We start from the raw sequence: 20,099 nt of genomic DNA, 5'->3' as shown, positions 1-20,099 counted from the left end.
TAGACTATTAAATCGTCGTCGGAAGGTCAATCAACGGGGCAGGAGAAGGCGCGTCACCAGGTTCGCCAGGAGGCCCGCCACCAGGTCATCGGCCACGATGCCCCACCCCCCGGGAAGGCGGGCGGCCGCGCGCCCCCAAGGCCCCTTCAAAACGTCAAAAAACCGAAACGCCACAAACAGCGTCAACAGAGGAACCGGTTCCCGCGTGAGGCCCAGCGCCGCCACCCAGACGCCCGCCACCTCGTCGATCACGATCCGCGGATCATCGTGAGTCAGTTCCCGTTCCGCCAAATCGCTCACCCCGATGGCCAACGCGATGACCCCGAGGGTCAGGAGACCAAAGAGCGGGCCCGTCGGCAACACCCAAAGGAGGCCCCAGCCCGCCAAAGTGCCCAACAAACCGCCGCCTTTCCATTTCCGAAAAGGGATCACGTGATATGGAGCCCAGCCGATGAAACCCACCGTCGCCAGGGCCAACACGGCCCAGCGCCCCGCCTCCCGTCCCATGGATTTGACGTTCACGGCCGCTCCCGCAAAAGCGCTCGATGACGCCACAAATAGCTTACGCCCGTCACGATGGAAAAAGCCGTGGCCGCGAACACCATCCAGTAGGGGACCCAGTCGACCACCAGCGCCACGTCGCCTCGCCACCCCCCCCGCAAGATGAGCCCATCGATGGTGATCCCCCAATAGGTATCCAGCGCCGCGGTAATGATGAGGGAAACCAAAATGGTGATGATCGCGGTGTTTTGCACGGAGGTCTTAAATTTCCCCCCTTCATCCGCGGACACCAAAGTTCCCTGGGTGGCGGCCACTCCGCGGAGACCCGTGATCAGGAATTCCCTCCCGACAATGGCCACCACCATCCAGGCCGGGATATGGAGATCCCGGATTTCCACAAACAAGATAAACGCCGCCGTGATGATCAGTTTGTCCGCCAGGGGGTCGAGAAAAATGCCGAGGGAGGTCACCAGGTTCCGTTTCCGAGCGATGTACCCGTCCACCAGATCCGTGATCCCCGCCGCGACAAAAATCAACAGCGCCCCCACCCGGGCATAAACGTTCTCCACATACGTGAAGGCCATGAACACGGGGACCGAGAATAAGCGGGCCATGGAAAGCCGATTGGGGAGGTTCATGCGGGAACCTTCTCGGCGCGGCGGGAACGGGACAGGACCGGGACCTTCACGAGTTCTCCCCGGAGGTCGATGCCCCGAGCGCCGGTGATCCGCGCATCGTAGAAACCCGGAGCCGACGGAGGCCGCGCCAACCGGACCCCGCCGTCCACTTCCGGCGCCTGATGGGCGGCCCGGGCCGACCACGCCCCCGTTTCGCTTCGTTCGACCAAAACCTCGATCCGGCGGCCCACCCGAGCGCGGTCTTTCTCGGATTTGACGGCCCGGTGGGCGTCCAGAAGACGTTGCCAACGCTTTGAACCACCTCCGGCGGAACCAAACCGGGTAGACGAGCGGAGGGGGATCGCGATTCAAAAGAATAGGGAAACACCCCGACGTGCTCGAAATAGCCCTCCCGCACCGCGGCCAGGACCTGCCTGAAATCCTCCTCCGTCTCTCCCGGAAAACCCACGATAAAAGTCGTCCGAAGGGCCAAACCCGGCACGCGCCGTTGCAAACGGTCCAGCAATCCCATGGTTTTTCGGCGCGCCCAATCGCGCCCCATGGCTTTTAAAATTCGGTCGGACAAATGTTGCAGGGGCATATCGAGATAACCGCAGAGGGCCCGCTCTTCCGCCAGGAGAGTGATCAAATCCTCCCCCACTTCCGATGGATAAGCGTACAGCAATCGGAGCCACCGGACCTGGGACCACGAGGCCAACCGCCTCAACAAGGGCACCAGGCCTCCGCCCTCCCGGTCCGAGCCGTAGGCCGTGGTGTCCTGGGAAATCAGCACCAATTCACGGACGCCCCGATCCACCAGGTTCCTGGCCTCGGCCTCGATCTCCTCCACCAGGCGGCTTTTCAACGGACCTCGCAGTTGGGGGATAATGCAAAACGTGCAACGATGGTCGCATCCCTCGGACACCCGAAGATAGGCGGACATTTGCCCCTCCCGCAAAGGCCGAGGCATTTTCGAATCGTGGTAGCCGGAGGGAGACAATAAGATCTTCCCGACCGCGGGGAGAGATCGGGCGCGGAGAAGGTCGGGGAGAAGGTCCAACTGGCCGGTGCCGAGGATGGCATCGACGCCAGGGATCTTTTTTCCGTTTAGAAACTGAGCGAAACAGCCCGTCAGCACCACAAAAGCTTTGGGCGCTGACCGTCGAACAGAAGCCAGGGTCTCTTGGGCCTCCGCTCGGGCGGCCTCCAAGAACCCGCAGGAATGAACGACGACCAGATCGGCATTGGGAATGTCGGCCGTCAGGTCCCATCCCCCACGGGCCAGACGGGAGGATACGCTTTCCGCCTCGACTTGATTCTTGGCGCACCCCAGGACCACGAAGGCCACGCGGCCCCGAGACATGGTCTTATTGCGGCGACGACGCGGACGTCGTGGACAAGCGTACCGGGGAAATCGGGGAGAGAGGGACACCGGGTTCCGTCGGAGAGTATCCGACAAAGGTCGGGGCCACGCCCGCGCGAGGGGGCCAGGCCACGTCGCCGGGTCCCAGGGTGACAGGTTCGACCATGGCCACCCCGTTCACCGAAACAGAAAGGCGGGAGAGGTTCCCCACCCGAACACGGAGGAGGGATTCAAAGGGCCAGGTGCGAGTTTCCCCCCTCGCCAAGGTCCCCTCGTAACGCACCGCGCCGTCCAAGCGGACGCGGAGCCAAACCGGGTCCTTCGCCCGAAGCACCACCGTGTGCGGTTTAGCCGAGGCGCGATGAACGTCGCCCGCCGCCGGGATGACGGCGGTGGAGGTCGACGGCAAGACCGGCTCGGGTTCGCTCACTTGGTTTAAGGGGAGTTCCGGCGATGGACCGGGAAGATTCTGCCGACGGAGAAAGAAAAATCCCCCGGCCGCCAAGATCAGAACCGCCGCCAAGAATAAACCCAACCGAAGCGGGACCAGGGAATCGTTCTCCACGGTCTCAGGAATCGGTTGCGGGTTGTTGAACGCCGGCTGATCGACTTTCCCCAGCCGTTCAAGCAACTCCCCAAGGACCTCTTTAGAGTCGAGCCCGAGGAATTCAGCGTATTTGACGAGAAAACCTTCCAGGAACACCCGAGCCGGAAGCTCATCCCACCGTTCATCCTCCAACGCTTTCAAAAACGCGGTTGCACGCGGATGGCGGTCATCACATTTTCCAGCGTCAGGCTTTTCTGAAGCCTCCGGTTTCGGAGGGCTTGCCCGATCGATCCGGATCCATGGTCGGTCATGAGGGTCTATCCTTTTTCATTTAAAAACTAGTTGAGCGGCAGTTCCATGACGTTGGCGTCCGGCGGAGGGACGAAACGAAAAGCGCCCGGATTCCGAGCGGGGTTTACCCGCACATTTTCCACCGTCACCATGGCGGTGACATTTTCAGAAGAGAGTTCGGTCTTTTCCGCCAACCCGGTCTCCATATTGACCCAAAGGCGAAGGGTATATTCCAGCGATTCACCTTCGATCGGCGTCAGGGAGAGCACGGGCTTAGGACCGTCCTCCTCCAGGACAAATCGATATTTTTTCTTCATTTCCGATACATCCATTCGGAAGGGCGTGAGCCCCTTTGGAAAACCCGCGGAACGCGTCCAGTTATCCATGGAATCCCGCAGAACCTGCGCTCGAGCCGGGAGATAGACCCACAGAACTTTCCCGTCCGAAACAATGGTCTGGGCCTCCGGCGAGGACATTTCCAAACGGAATCGGTTGGGCCGCTCAAAAGAAGCGGTTCCCCGACTGACCACCGCCCGCCCGCCGAGGGCGAGAGTGGTGGTCTGCGCAAAATCGAATCGAAGAGAATGGATTTCTTTCTCGGCCCGCTCCAGGCGGGACAGCACGGCGTCCAGAGAAACTGCGCGAGCCGACCCACACAGGCTCAGAGCCGCCAGTCCCAAGGACACGGGCCTCATCTTCCCCCCCCAAAGATCGAAGTTCACCGCGACTCCGCGTCCGACCCCTGGGGATCGGCCTGGGCCGCCGCGCCCCGAAAGAGATCTTCTATTTTATCAAAATTGATTTCCCACTTGTTGGTCCCCTCCGGTTTGTGAATGAATCCCCGCACCTCCAGGAGAGACAAAACGTTCGTGGCCCGCGCCGAAGAGCCGAAATGGGCCTTCAAAAGATCCTGCGACACCCGGTGGCGTTCCATAATCAAGCGGAGCGCTTCGTCGATCTCCTGCCGGGTTTCGACGTCTTCCGAAGCGGCCTGGGAGGCGGCGATTTCCGCGAAAATATCCACGTAACGGGGACCGCACTGCTTTTTCACAAACCCGACCACGGCCTCCACCTCTTTTTCTGAAACGTAGGCCCCCTGCAACCGGATGGGTTGGGGCGCGCCCGCGGGAAGGAAGAGCATGTCTCCCCGGCCCACCAAAGATTCCGCGCCGGGCGTGTCCAGGATGACCCGGCTGTCGGTTTGCGAGGCCACCCGGAGTGCGATCCGCGCGGGCAGGTTCGCCTTAATCACTCCGGTGATCACATCGACGGAAGGACGTTGGGTGGCCAACACCAGGTGAATGCCCACGGCTCGGGCCATTTGCGCCAAGCGTTGAATGCAATCCTCGACCTCACGGGCGGAAATCAGCATGAGATCGGCCAGCTCGTCAATGACGACCACGATGTAATACTCCGGGGGGAGGCCCTTGGCGGCGCGTTTTTCGTTGTAGCCTTCGATGTTCCGAACGTTCGCCTTGGCGAATATTTCGTAACGGTATTCCATCACTTTGACCAGCCGGAGCAGGGCCTTGGCCGCCTCCTTCGGCTGCGTGATGACCTGAGCGGATTCGGGCCCCGAGCGCGGGTCGTAGAGGTGGGGCATGCCTTCGTACATCGGCAGTTCCAAACGTTTCGGATCAATCAAAACGAATTTGACGCGGTCCGGGGTCGCCCGCATGAGGATCGACACGATCAAGGCGTGCACGCACACCGACTTCCCCGTCCCCGTCGCCCCGGCCACCAGGAGATGAGGCATCGGGGCCAAATCGGTCATGTAGGGTTCGCCGGAACTCGTTTTTCCGAGCACCACCGCCAAGGGGGACCGGCTGGCCTGAAACCGAGAGTCGGAAAGGATTTCCTTCAACGTGACCGTCACCATTTCGGGATTCGGGATCTCGACGCCCACGCCCCCCTGGCCCGGAATCGGCGCCAAGACCCGCACCCGCGTGGCCTTCATCGCCAAGGCGATGTCGTTGGAAAGGTTCACAATCGAACTGATCTTGACACCGGGCGCGGGCTCCAGATCGAAGCGCGTAATCACGGGCCCGGGATGGATGTCCGTCGTCCGGGCTTCGACGCCGAAACTGGCCAGGGTCCGTTCCAGCACACGGGATTTCTCCACCAGATCCGATTCGGAAGGACGGACAGTGTGACCCGTGGGATCGTCCAATAAATCCAAAGGAGGCAGTTGATAAGGCACGGGCACCGATTCGGCCGCCGCGCCCTCCGTTCGAGAGACCATCGCCGGCGCCGGATCCACGGGCGAACGAGACGGCACTTTGGAGGACGGCTCCGCGGGACCGCGAGCCACTTTCGGGGCCGGCGGAACAGCCACGGTGGGGATGGATTTGGGAGCCGGGGGAGGTCCCGCGACCACGGGACGGGCTTTCACCACCAGGTCCCGGGAAGGCGCCTTCTCCCCTCGAACCCGCTTCCATTCGTCCCAATCCAACCGCAATCGCCGGACCAGGGATTCCGCCAGCGCCACCGGCGAAACGCGCGCGAGCGCAGCGGACAAAAGACCCAAAGCGGAAATCGTCACCACCCAGGCGCCGCCGGTTCCAAAAAGCCTGGAAAGAAAGGCTCCCCCCGCGAGACCCAAGACGCCCCCCGCGTTCACCCCATACGCCAGTTGGCTGAACAGGCTCGCGAAACTGACTCCGAAAAAAAAGGCCGAAGACCACAAAACCGTGCGAAGAAACCCCTGGGGCCAGGGTTTGGAGAGCGCCAGGCGGCATCCCACATAGCCCGTCAGGCACGGCAGGAAAAATCGTCCCAATCCGAAAGCGGTCGCCAGGGCGCCCTTGACCGGCCGCCCCCAAAGCCCCGACGGAAACAAAACGCAGTAAAGCGCAATGGCCGACGCAGCCATCAAGGCGAGTCCCACCGCGGGAGATCGGGAAGCGACCTTTCGGCGGTTTCGAGCGGAAGAGCGATAGCGGGCCAAGAGTTTCATAAAGGAATCCCCATTCTACACACTCTGAAAGGCTTTGAGGAGAGCGAATAGACCCAGGAGCAAGGTGTAAAGGGCGAAGGGCCAGAGCCGCCGGGCTCGCAAAAATCCCATGAGCAGTCCCAACGCCGCCATCCCCGTCACGAAGCTCACCCCAAACCCCACCAAGGAAGGGACCAACGGAAGTGCCCGCATCTCACGAGCCATCAGAAGGGTCGCCCCCGCAATCGCGGGCATGGCGGCCAGGAAACTGAACCGCCCCGCCTCCTCCCACGCCCATCCGAAAGCCAACGCCACGGCGATGGTGGAGGCGCTTCGGGACAAACCGGGCCAGACCGCGGCCCCCTGAACCAATCCAATGACAAGCGCCTGCCAAACCGGTGCCGCCACCACCCGGGTTCCCGGGCCGGATCGCCGGCGTGCGCGGTGTTCCCCCCAGAGCAAGACCGCGGCGGTCAGCAAAAACCCGATCCCGGCGGCCGAGGGGGAAGCGGATAATTTCTCCACGCGGCTCTTCAAGCTCAACCCGACAACGCCGGTGACCAACGTGGCCGCCATGACGAGCAGGAACCGGCGTCTCTCTAACCGCCCCTCTTCTGTCCGAGCGGGGAGCCCCCGCGCCAGGGCCGAGAGGTCGCGGCGAAAAAAAAGGATCATCGCCAACAAGGTCCCCGCGTGCAGAACCACGTCCATGGCGAGGGAAGCGTCTGCCGACCCGAACGCCCATTGGCAGAGAGCCAAATGGCCATCGGAGGAAACGGGAAGAAATTCGGTGAGCCCTTGAACGACCCCCAGCAGGATCGCGCGGCCGAGTTCGCTCATCGCCGCGGGAGGACCCAATAAGAGCGGTCGCGGTAAATGATATCGATTTTCCCTTCGCGGGCTAACCAGCCCAAGGAGAGGCAGAGGAGGGTTTGGGAAATTTTCAAGGAGGAGCGGATATGGAGGGAAGAGGACTCCCCCCGCGCCTCCAAAAACGTCCACACTTGTCCGGCCGTTTGGCCGATCTCATCCCACAAGAGGGTGGCTCACGGGGATGCGTTAGGGGAGAGGATCGAGATGGAACAGCTCTTGCCCGGCGGAAACCGGTTTTCCGTTTTCCGCCACAATCTTGTGAATGACCCCGGGCAATCCGATCGAATTTCGTTCATGACCTTCATGGCCTCGATGATGCCGAGGACGTCGCCAAAAGCCACCCGGTCTCCTTCTTTGACAAAGGAAGGCGAAGTGGGAGCGGGAGAGCGGTAAAACATACCGGCCAAAGGCGAGGAGACCGCGTGGTGCGGGGTTTTCGCGACCGCCGGAGCCGCGGGCACCGAAACAGGCGCCGTAGGAAATGAAACGGCCGCATGCACCGGGGCCGAGGCGCGGGAAAGCTTTAGGTAAAAGTTCCCTTCTCGGATTTCCAACTCCGAAAGGTCCCGCTCCCGCATAAGAGCGTAATAACGTTCCAACTCTGAGCCCTCCGGCTTCGGGGGGGTGCCCTCTGTATTTTCTTCACGTTCGGCCATGATACGCAAAGGTCCTCGAGGTGGAAAGGGCTTCTCTATTGGTACCCTCGACCGCCGGGACGGTCGCTGGGCCCGCGGCGTTCAGGGCGAGGGGGACCATTCCGACGATCGCGATCGCGGCCTTCCGAACCCCGGCCAGGGCCCCGTTGGGAAGGAAGGGGAGATTCCATCGGACCCGGGCTGAAGGACAGCCTTTCGGGAGAGGTTCACGCGGCCCATGGCGTCGATTTCGATGACTTTCACTTCGATCTCATCGCCGACCTTCACCGCGTCCTCCACTTTCTCCACCCGTTTCACGTCCAACTGGGAGATGTGGACCAACCCGTCTTTCCCGGGGATCACTTCCACGAAGGCGCCGAGTTTCGGCATGATCCGAACGACGGTCCCCTTATAAATTTTCCCCAATTCGACTTCGGCGCTGTAGGATTCCACCTGGTGTTTGGCGGTTTCCAAAGACGCGCGGTCCAAGGCCGTAATGTAAACCTTGCCGTCGTCCTCCACATCCACTTGAGCGCCCGACTCTTCAATGATGCGGCGGATGTTTTTCCCGCCCGGGCCGATCAAAGCGCCGATCTTGGCCACGGGGATCTGAACCACTTCCATCCGCGGGGCGTGGGCGGAAAGCTCCGGCCTCGGCTCCGCCAGCGCCTCCGCCATTTTCCCCAAGATGAAGAGACGGCCTCGTTTGGCCTGTTCCAGGGCGCGTTTCATGAGGTCAATGGAGATGCCTTCAATTTTAATGTCCATCTGAAGAGCGGTCACGCCCTCCGTGGTTCCGGCGACTTTAAAGTCCATATCGCCCAAATGATCTTCCATGCCCAAGATGTCGGTCAGCACGGCGCTATGGTCGCCTTCCTTCACCAGTCCCATGGCAATTCCGGCGCAGGCGCGTTTCATGGGCACGCCCGCGTCGAAGAGCGCCAGCGACCCGCCGCAGACGGTCGCCATGGAGGACGACCCGTTGGATTCCAGAATGTCCGAAACCACGCGGAGGGTATAGGGGAATTTTTCCGGGTCCGGCAAGAGGGGCAGAAGCGCCCGTCGCGCCAAAGCGCCGTGTCCGATCTCCCGGCGGCCGGGACCGCGTTCGGGTTTCGGCTCACCCGTGGAGAAACCGGGGAAGTTGTAATGCAACATAAAGCGTTCTTTGTATTCCCCTTCCAGCACGTCCATGATCTGTTGGTCGGCCGGAGACCCCAAGGTCGCGGTCGACAAGGACTGGGTTTGGCCCCGGGTGAAGAGCGTCGAGCCGTGCGTCCGAGGCAAAACGCTGGTCCGGATCGTGATGGTCCGAATATCTTCGAAACCCCGCCCGTCGGAACGCCGGTTTTCGTGCAAAATCAGATGGCGGGCCTCATCGTATTCAATGCCGTCCAACAAGCCGCCGATGGTGGCCCCCGCGTCGGGATACTCCGTCGCGAGCTTCTCGTTGACGTCCGTGTGGATGCCCGCGATCAGCGTTTCGCGAGAGGCTTTATCCGCCGTCCGCACGGCTTCTTTGAACCGTCCCCGGGCCAAGTCGTTGACCTTGCGAGAAAGTTCCCCGTCAATCACGGGCGCGGGCACGTTCATCTTGGGCTTTCCAATTCTCCGGATCAAATCCATTTGGAGATCGCAAAGCCGGTCGATCTCTGCTTGGGCGATGACCAGGGCCTCCACCAGCATCTCTTCGGACAATTCAAAGCTTCCGGACTCCACCATCAGGATGGACCCTTTTTTCCCGGCGACCACGAGGTCCATGGTGCTCCGGTCCTGCTCGTCCAGGGTGGGGTTCAACACGAACCGTTCATCCACCCGACCGATGCGGATCGCGCCGATGGGCCCGTTCCAGGGAAGGGACGACAAACCGAGGGAGAGCGACGCGCCCAGGAGCGCAATGATGTCCGTGCCGTGCAACCCGTCGTGGGAAACAGCGAGCGCGCTGATCTGGACTTCCAAGCGGAGATGCTCGGGAAAGAGGGGGCGGATGGAGCGGTCGATGATGCGGCAGGTCAAAATTTCGCCATCCCGGGCCTTGCCTTCCCGTTTAAAGAATCCCCCCGGAATGCGGCCGGCGGCGTAGGTCCGTTCCCGATAATCCACGGTCAAGGGAAAGAAGTCCCGGTCCAACCGAGGCTTGGTCCCGTTGGCGGCGGCCACCAAAACGACCGTCTCCCCCATGCGGACCAAGCACGACCCGGCGGCTTGCCGAGCCATCTCGCCCACTTCAAAAATTATTTTTTTGTCGCCAATCTGGATTTCAAGCGTTTCTGCGTTGGACATGGGGAAATCTCCTATAAAATAGAAAATGCGCAGACACCACGGAGGACGTTCGGGGATGCGGAGAAGGGATTTAAACGCTTAGTCTCCATCACCGCTTCTGCGCCCTGGGGGCCGAACGGTTGGACCAAGCCTTTACATCCCTACGCGTGCAAGAACCACGAAGCGGGTCCTCCGACGGACGCCGCGCTATTTTCGAAGCTTCAATTCCTTCAAAAGATCCACGTATCGTTTCGGCTGTTCCTGGCGAAGGTGCGCCAACAAACGGCGACGCTGTCCCACCATCAACAAAAGGCCCCGCCGAGACCCATGGTCTTTGCGGGCATTCTGAAAGTGGCCTGTAAGGCCGTTGATCCGTTCCGTGAGGAGCGCGATCTGCACGGCCGTGTTCCCGGTGTCCCGGGGTCCGGCGCCGAACTTCCCAACAATCTCGTGGGTCCGTTCTTTGGTTAACATGGGCGCCATGATAGCAGAGTCGAAAGCGTCTGTAAAGTTTTTTTAATGGGATTTTAACCTGGCTTGGTTAATTCTAAATCAATGGGAGGAAAGAGAATCCCGCCAGAGACGCTCCAATGCGGCGGAGTCGGGAACGGCCAAACCGTAAGCGGCGCGGAGGGACTCATCCAGCGGACGACCGAGACGGAGTTCCACGCAAAAACGCAAAAACTGGGCGCGCGAAAAGCCGCGCATCAAAAATCGCGTCACGCTTTGCGCTTGATTGTACCACAGGCCCACCCGTTCCCCGTCTCCCTCCCCGGCCTGGGCATAATGGGAGGATAGGAATTCCCCGAAAGGGATGGGGCCCGCGGACAAAAGGCGGCGTTCCATGGCCTTTTGGTCCGCCTCCAGCCCGTATTGCCATTCCATGAGGGTGGCCACCCCCTCGTTCAGCCAGAGCGGCGGCGCGGTGGATTTGACCAGGAAGAATTCGGTGAAAAAAAGGTGCCCCAACTCATGGGCCAGGACCCGCTGCAGATCTGCGGACGGATGGCCGTAGACCGTTTTCATTTGAACGTTGATGTGAGCCACGGCCCAGGAAGGCATCCCCGTGTGCCCGGCATAGCTCGCCGCGTCTTTGTATAGAAAAACGTCAATGGCTTCCTGGTGGGCCCAGGGAGAAAAGTCGCCCAAGTCCAAGAGCAGTTTGGCGTGCAGACCCTCCAAAGTATTCAGCACCCCCACCGGCGCGAAGGGATCTTCGTGGTGCAGTCGGAAATGGGTCGAGCCGACCACCCGTTCTTTTGAAAAAACCCCGATATCTTCCTTCCCTCCAAAAGAGAACAAAATCGCGGGAAAAAAGAGAAGAAGGAATCCGCCGCTCTTCCGAAATTTCCTCAAACCCATCATCGGGACAATTCCCGATCGTGCCGGCGCGACAGCGTGAGCTGGGCGGTCAACGCGCCCAGCAAGGCCATCCACATGTCGTTTTGGGTATCCCAGGGATCTCCCTGGGTGCCCAGAAAGGCGTCGGATTTCGCCCCCGCCGCCAGCGCCGTTCCCCATTCGAAGAATTCGTAGACGGCGCTGATCGCCAAGCAGACGCAGAGGACCAGGAAAAAGAGCCACCCCCGCGACGCACCACGTCCTTCCGGATCAAAATCTCCCGCGCGAGGATGGCGGGCACGAACCCTTGGGCGAAATGGCCCAAACGATCGTAATGATTTCTCGCTAGGCCAAAAGCGTCCCGAATCCAGTTGAAGAGCGGCACCTCCGCGTAGGTGTAATGCCCGCCCACGCAGAGAATCATCATATGGAAAGCGATCAGGGAATACGCCAGCCGGGTGAACGGAAATCGCCGATAGGTGGCCGCCAGCAGGATTCCCCCAACGACCACCGGGAGAACTTCCAAAACCCAGGTCCAGGGGTCCCTGGGTCCAATGCCGGACCAGACAAAAACAAGGGAAGCCGCTAAGAGAAAGACGAGCGGGAAACCGGTGAGTGGCGAAGCGGGTTTCATCCCTGACAGTATACGCCAAGAACGAAATTTTTCCAGGGAAAAAAGGCGGTCGTTACTTCCACGCGGCGGAAGGCAAAGCGCGAACCGCGGATTCATCTCTCCGAATTTGGCGGACCAGGACCTGGGTGGAAGAAAATTTCTTTTCGTCCCGGAGTTTTCGGACGATCTCCACCTGGAGGACTCGGCCGGTCAGGTCGCCGGAAAAATCCAACAGGTGGACTTCGACGGATCGCCGGCGAGTTTTCCCGCGGAACGTCGGACGGAATCCCACGTTCAGGAGACCCCGCCGCTCCACGCCGGTGGGCAAAATCGCCTTCACGGCGAAAACGCCCGAGGGAACGATTTTTTCCCCACCTACGGACAAGTTCGCGGTGGCGAACCCGATCCCCCGCCCCACGCCGCGGCCTCGGACCACCCGGCCCCACAGCGGCAGGCCATGACCCAGCAATGCTTTGGAATCGGAAAGTTTTCCCTCCAGAATCAGCGTTCGAATTCGACCGGAAGAAACGACGCCGCTCCGGTCCCGGACCGCGCCCACGGAACGGAGGCGGAGCCCCCACCGGCGGCCTTCCCGCGCTAAAAATCTCACATCCCCCTGGCGATCCTTCCCAAACCGAAAATTAAAACCCACGACGAGTTCTTGGGCATGCCATTTCTTTAAAAGAAATGATTGAAGAAATTCCCCCGCCGACAGAGAGGCGAGGCGGGCCCCGAAAGGAAGCGATTCCACCCGGTCGGCCCCAAAACGAAGAAGCAGGTCCGTTTTTTCTTCGGGAGTCGTGAGAAGGAACGGCGACTGCAGGGGAACAAAATGGTGCCGCGGAGGCCGCTCAAAAGCCACCGCCAGAACGTCGCCGTGCACGGCCCGGGCGCGCTGGCGAGCCAATTTCAATAGACGCTGATGGCCCCGGTGGACCCCATCAAAGGTGCCCAGGGTCAAAATGACCGGGCGAGCTAGGAGTGAATCCCCCATGGTGGATTCAGAGAGACACCCGACCCGTCCGTCCCTGACAGGCGAGGGACGGACGGGGAGGAAGGGTCCAGGAACGCTGAGGTTTTTTCACGCGGGTTCCCCCAGTTTTTCAATGGGGATAAAGGAGCGTTCAAACAGTTCAGGATCGATTTCGGCTCGGTCCTGCCAGGGATAGGCGTCGCTCCGCTGCCGTCCCGATGGACTCGCGGGAAAGGGCGGCCAGGGTTCCCCCCGCCCAGCGTCTCTCCTAGATCCCGGGCGAGCGATCGAACATAAAATCCTTTGGAGCAGTCCACATGAAAGCGGAAATCCGGCGGCGTGTAGTCCAAGAGTTCCAACCCGTGGACCACGACCTCCTTCGTCGGACGCTCGACCGGGACCCCTTTGCGGGCCCAATGGTAGAGAGGTTTCCCTTTCCATTTCACCGCCGAATAGGTGGGCACTTCCTGTCGGATAGGTCCCCGAAAAGCGCCCAAGGCGCCTTCCAATTCGGCCCGGGATACGTCCGCGGGCTTTCGCGCGTAGATCTTGGGAAGCGGCGCTCCATCCAAATCGTCGGTGGTGGTGCCCGTGCCGAACCGGATGACGCCGTTGTAGGTTTTCCGTTCGGCCATAAATTCATTTTGTCGGGAACGGGCTTCTCCCACCACCAGCAGAAGAAGTCCAGTGGCCATGGGATCCAACGAACCGCAGTGCCCCACGTCAGCCGTGTTGAGGACCCGCCGGGCCCAAAGAACCGCGTCGTGGGAGGTGGGACCTTTCGGTTTATCCAGGAGAAACAGGCCGGAAATCACCCGGCGGCGGAGAACGGGTCCAGGGATCATCGATTTTTTATTTGGGGAGTTCCGGGAGAAGCGCCCGGAAAAGGCGTTTTTCCACTTCGTCCAAGGTCCCGGGCAGGGTAACCCCCGACGCGTTTTTATGCCCGCCGCCGCCGAAGGAAACGGCCAAGCGGCAGAGGTCCACGCGTCCTTTCCCGCGCAGGCTGGCCTTGACCCCGCGGCCGTTTTCCAGTTCGCGAAGAAAAATGGACACCAGCGACGTGGAGGGCAGGAGACCCTGGTTCACGATATCTTCAGTATCATCTTCCTGGGCGCCGGTTTCGGTGAAATCCTTCCGCGTCAATCGAAGGAGGGTCACCCGACCGTCCGCGGCTTGGCGCAGTCCGCCCAAGGCCCGGGACATCAATCGAAGGGCCGGGACCGAACGCGTCCCATACACGTGCCGGTAAACGTCCGCCACGTCGACCCCCGCGTCCAAAAGATGTCCGGCGATCCAATGGCTTTGGGCCCGCGTGTTCTCTTGTTGAAACCGGCCGGTGTCGGTCACGAGACCAACGTAGAGAGCGGTGGCCTCCGCCTTGGAAAGCGCGTGCCCCGCCTGGGCGAAGACCTGGCAGAGCTGTTCGGAATTGGAAGAGGCGCCCGGGTCGATTAAGTTAATGTGCCCAAAAAGCCCGTGGTGGACATGGTGGTCGATATTGAGCACGATCCCCGCTTGCCGATCCAGGTCGATGATCCGACCCATCCGGTCCGGTCCGGAACACTCAAACACCACCGCGACGTCGAAACGGCCGGAAATGCGCTCCGCGGCGCGAATGGAACGGGCGCCCGGAAGAAACAAACAATAATCCGGCACGGCTTCCCGGTTGGCGACCACCACGCGCTTTCCGATTTTCTTCAGAAAACTGGCCAGCGCCAGCTCGGAGCCCACGGTGTCCCCGTCCGGGCGCTCGTGGCCGGTGAGAAAAAAGGTCGTGTTCTTTCGCAGAACCTCAACGATCCGTTTAACGGCGCGCCGAGTTTCCGCGGAAAGGGAGGGAAGAGGGACCATTAAACCGACGGAGGGCGGGGCGAACCATCCGGGTTCAGATGGATTTCTTCGATCAAGTCGTGCACCCGGGCGGCCCGGGAGGGGGTGTCGTCAAACACAAAATGGAAATGGGGAATGCGTTTCAGGCTTTCCAAGCGGCGCATGGAGCGGGTCAGTTCCCACCGCATGCGATCCAAAGATTCGGCGGCGCGGGCCCGTTCTTCAGGCGTGCCCATCACCGAGTAAAAAACCTTCGCTTCCATGAGGTCGTCGGTAGCCTCCACCGCCGTGAACGTCAGAAGGCCCGTTTCAGGCGGTTGGTTCTCCAGAACATACCCCGCGATGGACTGGAGCAAAAGTTCATTAACGCGTTGGATACGCCGGGAAATCATTAGGCGAGCTTGCGGGCCGTTTTTTCAATGACGTAGAACTCCACCCGGTCGCCGGTTTTCAGCTCTTTGTAGTTGGCCAGGGAGAGACCGCACTCAAACCCTTTTTCCACGTCCCGCACGTCGTCCTTGAACCGACGGAGGCTCCCGATGGCCCCTTCAAAAACGATGGCCCCGTTTCGGATCAAACGCGCTTTGGCGGTGCGGGAAGCCTTGCCGTCCGTCACCATGCACCCGGCCACCAAACCGACCTTGGGAGCGACGAACACCTTCCGCACCTCGGCCCAGCCCTGGGTCACTTCCTTTTCTTCCGGATCTAAAAGGCCTTCCAGCGCCGCCTTCACGTCGTTTACCATCTCGTAGATGATGCGATAGGTTTTAATTTCCACGCCTTCCCGATGGGCCATGGATTCCGACGAAGGATCGGGTCGAACGTTGAAACCCAAAATGATCGCGTCCGAGGCGGCGGCCAACACCACGTCGGAATTATTGATTCCCCCCACCCCGGCGTGGATGACCCGTACCGAAATCGAAGGGTTGCCGAGTTTCAAAAGAGAATCCTTCACAGCTTCCAGGGAGCCCTGAACGTCGGCCTTCAAGACGATGGGCAGGGACTTCACCTTCCCGGCCTCGGCTTGATCGTGAAATTCTTCGAGCGTCAAGTGGTGCCTCACCCGACGCGCCTGGGTGTCGGCAATGACCTGTCGCCGCTCGGCGATTTCCCGGGCTTCCCGCTCCGTGGCCACCACCACCAGCTTGTCCCCGGCCATCGGCGTGCCCGAGAGACCCAAAATCTCCACGGGAAATGCCGGGGCGGCCTCTTTCACCCGCTCGCCGTGATCGTCCACCAACGCCCGAATTTTACCGGCGTTCAGCCCGCAAACGAAGGAATCCCCCACCCGCAACGTCCCTTTTTGAATGAGCACCGTCGCTACGGGGCCTCGCCGGGAATCCAACCGGGCCTCCACCACAACGCCTTGGGCGGGGCGGTCCGGGTTGGCCTTCAGCTCCAAGAGTTCCGCTTCGATCACAATCATTTCCAAAAGTTTGTCGATGTTGGTTTTTTGGCGGGCGGAGACCTCCACCATGACGGTCTTTCCCCCCCAATCCTCGGCGAGCAGACCCAAGGCGCCCAACTCTTGCTTGATCCGTTGAACGTTGGCCGTGGGAAGGTCGCATTTGTTGATCGCGACCACGATGGGCACCCCCGCCGCCTTGGCGTGGTCCAGAGCCTCGACAGTTTGCGGCATCACGCCGTCGTCGGCGGCCACCACGAGCACGACGATGTCCGTGGCCTGGGCGCCGCGCCCGCGCATGGCGGTGAACGCTTCGTGACCGGGCGTGTCCAAAAAGGTCACGACCCCTTTTTCGGTTTTTACTTGATACGCCCCGATGTGCTGGGTAATCCCGCCCGCTTCTTTTTCCGCCACGCGGGCGGACCGGATGGCGTCCAAAAGAGAGGTCTTTCCGTGATCCACGTGGCCCATGACGGTCACCACCGGGGGGCGGGTCACCTGGGGTCCGGTTTCCTCGGCCGGGGAGATCGCTTCGTCCGCGTAAAGGGATTTCAGTTCCACATCGAAATGGAAAGCGTCCGCCGCCAGCGTCGCGGTGTCCACGTCCAACCGTTGGTTCAGATTGGCGATGACGCCCAGCCCCAGCAGTTTCTTCAAAACGTCGGGAATGGTGACGCGCATCTTTTCCGCCAACTCTTTCACCGTCGTCGTTTCAGTGATGCTGATTTTTCCCCGCGGGACGGCGGGCACGGGGGGCGGAGGAGGTTTGACCGCGGGCGGAGGCGGAAGGGGCCGACCCAGTTCCACCGCCCCCGCAGGAGAATTGACGGGGGGCGACGAGGCGGCGCCCCCCCGGGGAGCGGAAATGGGTTTAACCGTCGCGGGTAAATCCACGGCGGGAACCGCCGGAGCCGGCCTCGCCGAAACGGCCAAATCCGACCCCACCCCGACGGAGTCCGAGGGACCCTCGGTTTTTTCGGCCTTCTTTTTGGCCCGGGGCTTCAGCGTTTCGCCCCCTTCCTTCTTCGGAGCCTTTTTTGCTTTCGGAGCGGCGGACCCCTTCGCCTTTTTCTCCTCCACACCCTCCTTGACCGGCTTTGCGGCGGCGGGTTTCTTGGCGGGAGATTTGGCGGGAGATTTGGACGGTTTTTTCTTGGGTTCAGTCATGGGGTCACTCGTGAGGTTCAGGAACGGTTGGTGGAGCGCCGCTGTCTTCCAGCGGCCCGGCGGACGCAACGAGCTCGATCGTAGCCGAGGTCTCCTCGCTTTTCTCGGCGATGGGATCGGTCGCCGCCTCCGACACTGCGGGGTCTCCCGCGGCTTTCTTCGCCAGGAAGGATTGGGCGGCTTCAATGATCTTTTCGGCTGTTTTTTCACCGATTCCAGAAAGCGCCGTCAAATCATCGGGGTTCGCGGTGGACAAACGAGCCACATCGCCCCACCCCCCCTTCTGTAAAATCTCGGCCGTTTTCGGACCGACGCCTTCCAATTGAAAGTTCATCCACGGTGGCCTGGGCGCTGGCCTGGGCCGCTTCCCTTTTTTGGCCTTCGGAGCGCACGTCCAAACTCCAACCAGTCAACTTGTTGGCCAACCGAACATTTTGGCCGGACTTCCCGATCGCCAGGGAGAGTTGGTCGTCCGACACCAAAACCTCGGCGCGTTTGTCTTCGTGGCTTAGAACCCGCACCGAGAGGGGTTTGACCGGGGACATGGAGTTGCCGATGAAAGTCGTCGTGTCCGGAGAATAGGCCACCAAGTCGATCCTCTCCCCCTGCAACTCGTTAATGATGGGACGGACCCGGGACCCCTTCACGCCGACGCACGCGCCCACGGGATCCACCTTGGGGTTGTTGCTCCGCACGACCACTTTGGAGCGGAAGCCCGGTTCGCGCACGACGTTCACCACTTCCACGATCTTCTCGTAAATTTCCGGCACTTCCTGTTCAAAGAGTCGCTTCACGAAATCCGGGTGAGAGCGGGACAGGATGATCTCCGGTCCCCGTTGGCTCCGTTCCACTTTAAGGATCAGCGCGCGGATTCGGTCCGCCACCGCCCAGTGTTCCCGCCGAACTTGTTCCCGCATCGGCATGATCGCCTCGGAACCCCGCCCCAAATCCACGACAATATTGCGGCTCAGAAAGCGGAGCACCGTGCCGTTGATCATCGTTCCTTCTTTCGGCTTGTACTCGGTGAACAGGACTTCCCGCTGGTTTTCCCGCACCTTCTGCACCAACACCTGTTTCGCCGTCTGCGCGGCGATCCGCGCGAATTCCTGGGCGTCCACCGGGATCCGAAGCTCCGCCCCTTCCACCGATCCGTTCCGCACCCGGGCGGCATCCGCGGCGGTGATTTCCACCACGGGGTTCGCGACGGTCTCCACGATGGCCTTTACCACGTAGGCTTGGATTTGCCCCGAAACGCCGTCGATGGTCGCCACGACGTTGACCAACTGCCCGGCGTGTTTTCGATAGGCGGAAACCAGGGCCTGTTCCACCATATGGAGAATTTCCTCCTTGGGGATGCCTTGGTCTTTCTCAATTTGTTCCAACGCGGAAATCAGTTCGCTCTTGCTCACGTGGTTGACTCCTTCAAATTATTGCATCGAAATCGGCGGATCCAAACGAGCCGAGCACATCGCGGTGAAGGGGATCCGGACCCGCCCGTTCGTTCGATCCCACATCACCAACTCTTCTCCTTCCACCGCGTCGATGCGTCCATGAAAGTTCCTTTGATGGTTCAAGGGCGCGAATGTTTTCACAATCGCCTCGATCCCTTTGAACCGCTCAAAGTCTTCGCGTTTTTTGAGCGGTCGAGCCAGCCCGGTGAAGAAACTTCGAGCGAATAAGCCTGGGGAATCAACCCGCTTTCGTCAACGAGTCCCCCCAACCGTTCACTCCATTCCTCGCAATCGGCCAGTCCAAAACCGCCTTCTTTGTCCAAAAAAAATCGCAAAACCCAACCGCTGGCTTCCGTTCTAAATTGGACGTCCACCAGTTCCAACCCGGCCGCTTCCACCACCGGCCGAACATGGACCTCCAGCTCTTCCGCAACACCCATGGCCGTTTCTCCCAACAAAATAAAAAAGTGGCCTCGACATCGGCCACTTCGTTTAATGGTATCACATCCGGGGTCCGACCGCAACATTCCCTCCCCGGAAGGGAAGCGGGCCAGCGCGGCAGGGATGATTTAGGTGGGGGCGCCGACCTCTTGAAGGAAATACAGTAGTTTCAGGCTCCCGACATCTATTAAGTCGCCCTCTTTCAAGGGGACCGGGGTGTTATCCATCAAGGAATCCCCATTCAGCTTGACATATTTATCCTTGAGGGCCGTCAAATGATGGCCGTCCGCTTTTTTGGCCATGCAGGCCGCCAAATCAGGGGCGAACAATCCCTTCAATTTCACATGAGCCTGGGCCGATCGGCCGATGTAAGTGGTCAGCTGGGTGAGGGGGATGGGTTTCAGCGAATCACCCGGCAGAACCCTAAGAAACGCCACGCGTTCCGCGGCCTTCGGTCCGACCACCGCCGGGGGCGGCGCCGCGATAATCACCGTGGAGTCCGACGACACCGGCGCCGGCGGTTCCGCCGAAGCCGGGGACACGGCTTCCTCATCGTTGAAAAAAATGACCGTGTGTTTGGCGATGGCCACCTCGTCTTGATGGTGGAGCGGGGATCGGGAGACCTTGTGCCCCCGTAAAAAGGTGCCGTTGGTGCTGTTCAAATCCTCAATGTAATAGCCCTCCGGATCCTTAAAGATCCGGCAATGCCGACCCGACACCGCCGGATTGTCGATAACGAGATCGTTTTCCGGTTTTCGACCGATCGTGACCTCCTCCGTCAAGACCGACTGCTCCTTGACCAGGGCACCGTTGAATTTTAATAGGATTTTAATCATGGGGTTCTCCGCTGG

Annotated in this window: 22 protein-coding genes and 1 pseudogene; all 23 read right to left on the bottom strand. The window is 60.7% G+C overall.

Going from position 1 to position 20,099, the window contains the following annotated elements:
• Positions 1–30: 30 nt before the first annotated feature.
• Positions 31–522 (bottom strand): phosphatidylglycerophosphatase A, encoded by a 492-nt coding sequence (locus IPP35_01065; protein MBL0057730.1) that lies wholly within the window; start codon positions 520–522, stop codon positions 31–33.
• A complete protein-coding gene (pgsA, locus tag IPP35_01060; GenBank protein MBL0057729.1) occupies positions 519–1,139 on the bottom strand; it encodes a CDP-diacylglycerol--glycerol-3-phosphate 3-phosphatidyltransferase in 621 nt (206 codons plus the stop codon). The genes IPP35_01065 and pgsA overlap by 4 nt, the downstream gene beginning before the upstream one ends.
• 46 nt (positions 1,140–1,185) lie before the next feature.
• Positions 1,186–2,481, bottom strand: a complete 1,296-nt coding sequence (locus IPP35_01055) for a MiaB/RimO family radical SAM methylthiotransferase (GenBank protein MBL0057728.1) — start codon at positions 2,479–2,481, stop codon at positions 1,186–1,188.
• A gap of 4 nt (positions 2,482–2,485) precedes the next feature.
• Positions 2,486–3,229 carry a DUF4115 domain-containing protein gene (locus IPP35_01050; protein ID MBL0057727.1) on the bottom strand — a complete coding sequence of 248 codons (744 nt, stop codon included), beginning with the start codon at positions 3,227–3,229 and terminating at the stop codon, positions 2,486–2,488.
• Positions 3,230–3,366: 137 nt separating this feature from the next.
• A complete protein-coding gene (lolA, locus tag IPP35_01045; protein MBL0057726.1) occupies positions 3,367–4,014 on the bottom strand; it encodes an outer membrane lipoprotein chaperone LolA in 648 nt (215 codons plus the stop codon).
• A gap of 23 nt (positions 4,015–4,037) precedes the next feature.
• Positions 4,038–6,275: a DNA translocase FtsK gene (locus tag IPP35_01040; protein MBL0057725.1), complete on the bottom strand. Its 2,238-nt coding sequence runs from the start codon at positions 6,273–6,275 to the stop codon at positions 4,038–4,040.
• 15 nt (positions 6,276–6,290) lie between these two features.
• The gene (locus IPP35_01035) at positions 6,291–7,094 is read right to left on the bottom strand and encodes an undecaprenyl-diphosphate phosphatase (protein MBL0057724.1); all 804 of its coding nucleotides are present in this window, start codon (positions 7,092–7,094) and stop codon (positions 6,291–6,293) included.
• Positions 7,091–7,291, bottom strand: coding sequence for a winged helix-turn-helix domain-containing protein (locus IPP35_01030; protein MBL0057723.1), 201 nt, complete (start codon positions 7,289–7,291; stop codon positions 7,091–7,093). Before IPP35_01030 ends, IPP35_01035 begins: the two co-directional genes overlap by 4 nt.
• A gap of 9 nt (positions 7,292–7,300) precedes the next feature.
• Positions 7,301–7,726: an acetyl-CoA carboxylase biotin carboxyl carrier protein gene (locus IPP35_01025; GenBank protein MBL0057722.1), complete on the bottom strand. Its 426-nt coding sequence runs from the start codon at positions 7,724–7,726 to the stop codon at positions 7,301–7,303.
• Between the two features lie 138 nt (positions 7,727–7,864).
• Complete coding sequence (gene pnp, locus IPP35_01020; GenBank protein MBL0057721.1) at positions 7,865–10,045, bottom strand: polyribonucleotide nucleotidyltransferase; 2,181 nt, start codon at positions 10,043–10,045, stop codon at positions 7,865–7,867.
• 186 nt (positions 10,046–10,231) lie between these two features.
• Positions 10,232–10,498 (bottom strand): 30S ribosomal protein S15, encoded by a 267-nt coding sequence (rpsO, locus tag IPP35_01015; protein MBL0057720.1) that lies wholly within the window; start codon positions 10,496–10,498, stop codon positions 10,232–10,234.
• A gap of 78 nt (positions 10,499–10,576) precedes the next feature.
• Positions 10,577–11,380, bottom strand: coding sequence for a hypothetical protein (locus IPP35_01010; protein MBL0057719.1), 804 nt, complete (start codon positions 11,378–11,380; stop codon positions 10,577–10,579).
• A 5-nt stretch (positions 11,381–11,385) separates the two neighbouring features.
• Positions 11,386–11,999: pseudogene (locus tag IPP35_01005) on the bottom strand (DUF2238 domain-containing protein).
• 52 nt (positions 12,000–12,051) lie between these two features.
• Positions 12,052–12,972: a riboflavin biosynthesis protein RibF gene (gene ribF, locus IPP35_01000; protein ID MBL0057718.1), complete on the bottom strand. Its 921-nt coding sequence runs from the start codon at positions 12,970–12,972 to the stop codon at positions 12,052–12,054.
• Positions 12,954–13,796 (bottom strand): tRNA pseudouridine(55) synthase TruB, encoded by an 843-nt coding sequence (truB, locus tag IPP35_00995; GenBank protein MBL0057717.1) that lies wholly within the window; start codon positions 13,794–13,796, stop codon positions 12,954–12,956. Before truB ends, ribF begins: the two co-directional genes overlap by 19 nt.
• 7 nt (positions 13,797–13,803) lie before the next feature.
• Entirely contained in the window at positions 13,804–14,805 is a 1,002-nt protein-coding gene (locus IPP35_00990) for a bifunctional oligoribonuclease/PAP phosphatase NrnA (GenBank protein ID MBL0057716.1), read from the bottom strand.
• Positions 14,805–15,176 (bottom strand): ribosome-binding factor A, encoded by a 372-nt coding sequence (locus tag IPP35_00985; protein MBL0057715.1) that lies wholly within the window; start codon positions 15,174–15,176, stop codon positions 14,805–14,807. The genes IPP35_00990 and IPP35_00985 overlap by 1 nt, the downstream gene beginning before the upstream one ends.
• The gene (infB, locus tag IPP35_00980) at positions 15,176–17,356 is read right to left on the bottom strand and encodes a translation initiation factor IF-2 (GenBank protein ID MBL0057714.1); all 2,181 of its coding nucleotides are present in this window, start codon (positions 17,354–17,356) and stop codon (positions 15,176–15,178) included. Before infB ends, IPP35_00985 begins: the two co-directional genes overlap by 1 nt.
• Before the next feature lie 4 nt (positions 17,357–17,360).
• Positions 17,361–17,690 carry a hypothetical protein gene (locus tag IPP35_00975; protein ID MBL0057713.1) on the bottom strand — a complete coding sequence of 110 codons (330 nt, stop codon included), beginning with the start codon at positions 17,688–17,690 and terminating at the stop codon, positions 17,361–17,363.
• Complete coding sequence (gene nusA, locus IPP35_00970) at positions 17,590–18,765, bottom strand: transcription termination/antitermination protein NusA (protein ID MBL0057712.1); 1,176 nt, start codon at positions 18,763–18,765, stop codon at positions 17,590–17,592. The genes IPP35_00975 and nusA overlap by 101 nt, the downstream gene beginning before the upstream one ends.
• 18 nt (positions 18,766–18,783) lie before the next feature.
• Complete coding sequence (locus IPP35_00965; GenBank protein MBL0057711.1) at positions 18,784–19,008, bottom strand: hypothetical protein; 225 nt, start codon at positions 19,006–19,008, stop codon at positions 18,784–18,786.
• On the bottom strand, positions 18,945–19,247 hold the full coding sequence (locus IPP35_00960) for a hypothetical protein (GenBank protein ID MBL0057710.1): 303 nt from the start codon (positions 19,245–19,247) through the stop codon (positions 18,945–18,947). Before IPP35_00960 ends, IPP35_00965 begins: the two co-directional genes overlap by 64 nt.
• A gap of 129 nt (positions 19,248–19,376) precedes the next feature.
• Positions 19,377–20,084 (bottom strand): FHA domain-containing protein, encoded by a 708-nt coding sequence (locus IPP35_00955; GenBank protein ID MBL0057709.1) that lies wholly within the window; start codon positions 20,082–20,084, stop codon positions 19,377–19,379.
• Between the last annotated feature and the right edge of the window lie 15 nt (positions 20,085–20,099).

The sequence above is a fragment of the Elusimicrobiota bacterium genome (assembly GCA_016721625.1).
In the GTDB taxonomy this organism is placed as follows: domain Bacteria; phylum Elusimicrobiota; class Elusimicrobia; order FEN-1173; family FEN-1173; genus JADKHR01.
Note: the sequence above shows the minus strand (reverse complement) of the source record. Positions and strands in the feature narration are given on the sequence as shown.